The 3,801-nt window shown below is 68.0% G+C and carries 3 protein-coding genes; all 3 read left to right on the top strand.

What is annotated here, in order from left to right:
* Positions 1-471: 471 nt before the first annotated feature.
* Positions 472-2,859 (top strand): hypothetical protein, encoded by a 2,388-nt coding sequence (locus tag HMPREF9440_RS10410; protein WP_008541444.1) that lies wholly within the window; start codon positions 472-474, stop codon positions 2,857-2,859.
* A 112-nt stretch (positions 2,860-2,971) separates the two neighbouring features.
* On the top strand, positions 2,972-3,364 hold the full coding sequence (locus tag HMPREF9440_RS03180; RefSeq protein ID WP_008541443.1) for a hypothetical protein: 393 nt from the start codon (positions 2,972-2,974) through the stop codon (positions 3,362-3,364).
* 10 nt (positions 3,365-3,374) lie between these two features.
* On the top strand, positions 3,375-3,801 hold a 427-nt coding region (locus HMPREF9440_RS10945; RefSeq protein WP_008541441.1), incomplete at its 3' end, for an aminopeptidase P family N-terminal domain-containing protein.

Below are 3,801 nucleotides of genomic sequence, written 5' to 3'. Positions count from 1 at the left end.
CTTTGCTGTCCTTAGAGTTGGGAGAACCATCCGGCGGACGGCGATGCCGACCATTGTAGGCAATTCGGCGGATGTGCTAGAGTGTCTTTCGCCTGAAGCCGCCCATGAAGGGCGCCCCGAAGCGGGCCTCCCTCACGCTCAGAAGACGGTTCGGGTTCCAAGCGCACGAGGTCGACCCGGCGAGGTCCCCGGCGCACCCCTTGGCCGGAAGGGTTCTGCAAAAACCGGTCCTGCCGTTCCGGCACCTCCGTCGGCCTCACGCCGACCGCCGGACGCCCGACGAAACGTTCGGGCCTCAACGAAGAAAAAACATTTCCCGGGCACCCAGCGACGGGCGCCCCGTGAGTGAGCCGCCGTGCGCCCGAAGTGCGCTTGTGGCCGACGTGCCCGCGCCGCGCGCGACGCTCACGCCGTACGACCAAGAAGAGAACATTCGAGGGTCCGCCCGAGCGGACTTTGGAGAAGAAACCCATGACTGATGCCCATCAAGAAGGCGAAGGTCCTGAACGAGCGGCCGGGGCGACGAACGCCCGGAGCTGCGTCCCGACGCTGCGGACCGTGTTCGGCCGCAGCTTTGAGGCGGAGATGCGCCGCACGGCGTCGGCGGCCGATCCGGCCGCGCCCGCCGCGGCGGAGAAGGATCTCGAACGCTGGCGCGGTCACGACGTGCCCTGGGAGGAGATCGAGGCGCGCCTCGGGCGGGACCTCTGCGGGACGGCCTTCCGCCTTCGCGACGAAGAGCGTCCCGACCTTCCGAACCTCACGCTCGAACCCTCGGTCCGCGTGACCTGGGGTGAGCCTCAAACCGATGAAGCCGATGAGGCGGGCGGCGCCGTCGCCGCCTGGGACTCCCGCGCCGAGGCGCTCCGGATGCTACGCGAAGGCGTGACGCCGAAGACGGAGATCGGTGGCGACCTCCTCACCCTCGCCGAAGAAACTGCCGAAGAGACTTCCGAAGTGACGACTGGCACCGAAGCTGCGATGCCGGAGGTCCTCTTCACGGAGAGCCCGGTCGAACCGCTCGAAGCGCTCGATGCGCCCCGGGCCGCCACCTTCGGCGGCTCCGCCGTCCTCGCGGATGCGGCCTTCGCCCCCGCGGGCTCCGCGGAAGCCGGCCACTTCGACTACCTCACCGGCATCCTCGAAGAGATCGGCATCAGCGCGAAGAACGGCGCGCACGCGAAGGACGCCGAAGACCTTGAAGACGAGGATGACGTCGAAGAGGAAGGCGAATTCGAGGAGGACTTCGAAGACGACTTCGACGACGATCATGATGAAGACCTCGATGAGGATGAGGATGAGGACTTCGACGAGGACGAAGAGGACGAATTCGGCGACGATTACGACGAGGAAGACGTCGACGGCTTCTACGACGATAACGAGGATGACGATGACGAAGAAGACGGGGACGATGATGAAGACGATCACGCCTACGTCCCCGTCCCGCGCCGCACGCTGACGATCCGCGCGGACTACGTCCCGAAGACCCGTGCGGAGCTCCTCGCCGAAGAGGAGGTCCGCTCGGTCATCACCTCGCCGCTCTCCTCCGTCTCGGCGCGCCTGCGCGCGCAGAACGAGAGCCGGGGGAGTTCCTTCGACCGCATGACCCACCAGATGGTGGGCGACAAGAAGAAGGGCCGCCGGAACGGCCCGCGCCGCGGCGGCCCGATGCCGGTGCTCCCGTCGGACGCGACGATGCAGATGCTCTGGGGGGGCGGCGCCGCCGAGGAGCAGAACGCGTACGGGCGCAAAAAGACGAAGAACGGCAACGTCAAGACGAAGAACGCGAAGTTCGCGAAGAAGAAGTTCCGCCAGGGTGAGGGCGCGGACGGCGCTCAGGCCCAGCAGCACCCTCAGAAAAAGAAGAACGCGAAGAAGCGCTTCGAAGAGGGCAGGAAGAAGTTCCGCAACAAGCAGGCGGCGGACGCGCCCGAGATGCTGAACGCCCCCGAGGGCTCGACGCTCGAAGCCCCCGTCGCGAAGAAGAAGCCCAAAAAGCGCCGCAACCGCAACGACGAGATGGCGGGGAAGGCCCGCCGCGAGCGCGTCGAGGCGATGCGCGCCGAAGAGCGTGCGGATCCGATGGAGCTCCCGCCCGGCGGCGAAATGCCGTCCGAAGACCTCGCGACGCCCTTCCGTCCGAAGCGTCCGCGCCCGGAGAAGAACCGCCGTCAGAAGGTGAAGCCGCAGGCCCAACAGGCGCAGGAGGCTGCTCAGGCCGCTCAGACCGTTCAGGCGGCCGCGGAAGGCGCACCGCAGGGCGATGCCGCGCCCCAATCGGCGCAGGGCCAACAGGGTCAGCAGGGCCCGCGCGAAGAGCGCCGCACGCGCCGTCTCTACGGCCGCAACCGCAATCCGAACCCGAAGCAGAACCGCGGTCCGCAGGGGAATCAGCCTCAGGGCGCTCAGGGTGCTCAGGGTGGGGATGGAGCGCAGGCTCCGGCGGCGAAGCCCAATCCCCAGAAGCCCAATGACGGCTTCAGGAAGGGCCAGCAGAAGAAGTTCGGGAAGAAGCCGCAGAAGCCCCAAAAGCAGAACGCCCCGAAGCAGGGTCCGCGCAGGACGGACGAGGCCGGGGACCGGATGCCGGGCGCGAACGCCTGGGCGTCGTCGTCCTTCGGGTTCTCGGGTCGCGCCGCGTCGACCTACCTCTCGGGGAGCGCGCTCACGCTCCCGCAGGTGACGCCCGCCGCGGAGACCCGCGGCTTCGGCACGGTCTTCGGCTCGGGCGGCCAGCCCGACAACGTGATCCGTCCGGGGAAGCCCAACCGGACCGTCAACGGCAACGTCGCCCCGAAGAAGAACGCGCAGGGGAAGCCCAAGCGCTTCTTCAAGAAGGGCGGCAACCGCAACGGCTGACACCAACGGCAACGCATTTTTGAAGCTCGGAAAGCCCCGCGGCGGTCTCGGACCCCGCGGGGCTTTTTAGAATGGGAGGATTGATCGCAAAAGACCTCCGGACGCATTCTCCATGTCTAGATTCCTCCGACTTCTTGCCGCGGGCTCGCTGGCCGCGGCCCTTCTCGCGGGCTGCGCGGGCACCCAGCAGGGCGACTACGCCGACGACGACACCGTGGGCGGTCCCGCCGCGGCGAGCCGCCCCGACGGACGCCGTCCGTCCCACGACCCGCTCATCGACGCACCGTACCGCGCGATGATGACCTGCACGTCGGAGACGCCCGTGACGGTGCTCCGGCGCGTGAAGGAAACGACCTTCGCGTGTCCCGACCTCGGCGTGAGCGCCACGATCGACGAGATCCGCGACGCGGGCTGGCGGATGCTGAGCCTCGACATCGGGAGCGACGTCGAAAGCGACGACCACGTGGGCTTCCCCGTGACGATCGTCGTGAGGAAACTCTTCTGAGAGATTCGACATGAACCTGAAGGAACTTCAAGCCTGGCTGGGTGAGTGGGACGGGCGCGCCGCGCTCTGGCTCCCGATGACCGATCCCACCCTGGCCGAGATCGCGGCGCCCGAGTGGCGCTTCGCGCCCGCCCTCACGGGCTTTACCGGAAGCTCCGGGACGGTGTTGGTGACGCGTGACCGCGCGGCGCTTTTGACCGACTCCCGCTACTGGGTGCAGGCCGAAGGGGAGCTTCTCCCGGGTGTCGAACTCCTTCGGGATCTGCCCGGGACGGACGACGTCTGGATCGATTGGGTGCGGCGGGCGCTCCCCGAAGGGGGCCGCCTCATCGCCGACCAAAACCTCATTTCCTCGGCGGAAGCGGAGCGTATGGAAGACCGGCTCGGCGCTTGGGTCGGGTACGCCTTTGAGACGCGGGCGCTCCCGCGGCTCCCCG

It is taken from the genome of Sutterella parvirubra YIT 11816 (assembly GCF_000250875.1).
Lineage (GTDB): Bacteria > Pseudomonadota > Gammaproteobacteria > Burkholderiales > Burkholderiaceae_F > Sutterella > Sutterella parvirubra.
The sequence above is the reverse complement of the archived record's forward strand: the minus strand, read 5'-3'. Positions and strand labels throughout refer to the sequence as shown.

Excerpts from the sequence above, each read along its gene's own strand:
- HMPREF9440_RS03180 (WP_008541443.1), top strand. The coding sequence starts at position 2,972 with ATGTCTAGATTCCTCCGACTTCTTGCCGCGGGCTCGCTGGCCGCGGCC.
- HMPREF9440_RS10410 (WP_008541444.1), top strand. The coding sequence starts at position 472 with ATGACTGATGCCCATCAAGAAGGCGAAGGTCCTGAACGAGCGGCCGGG.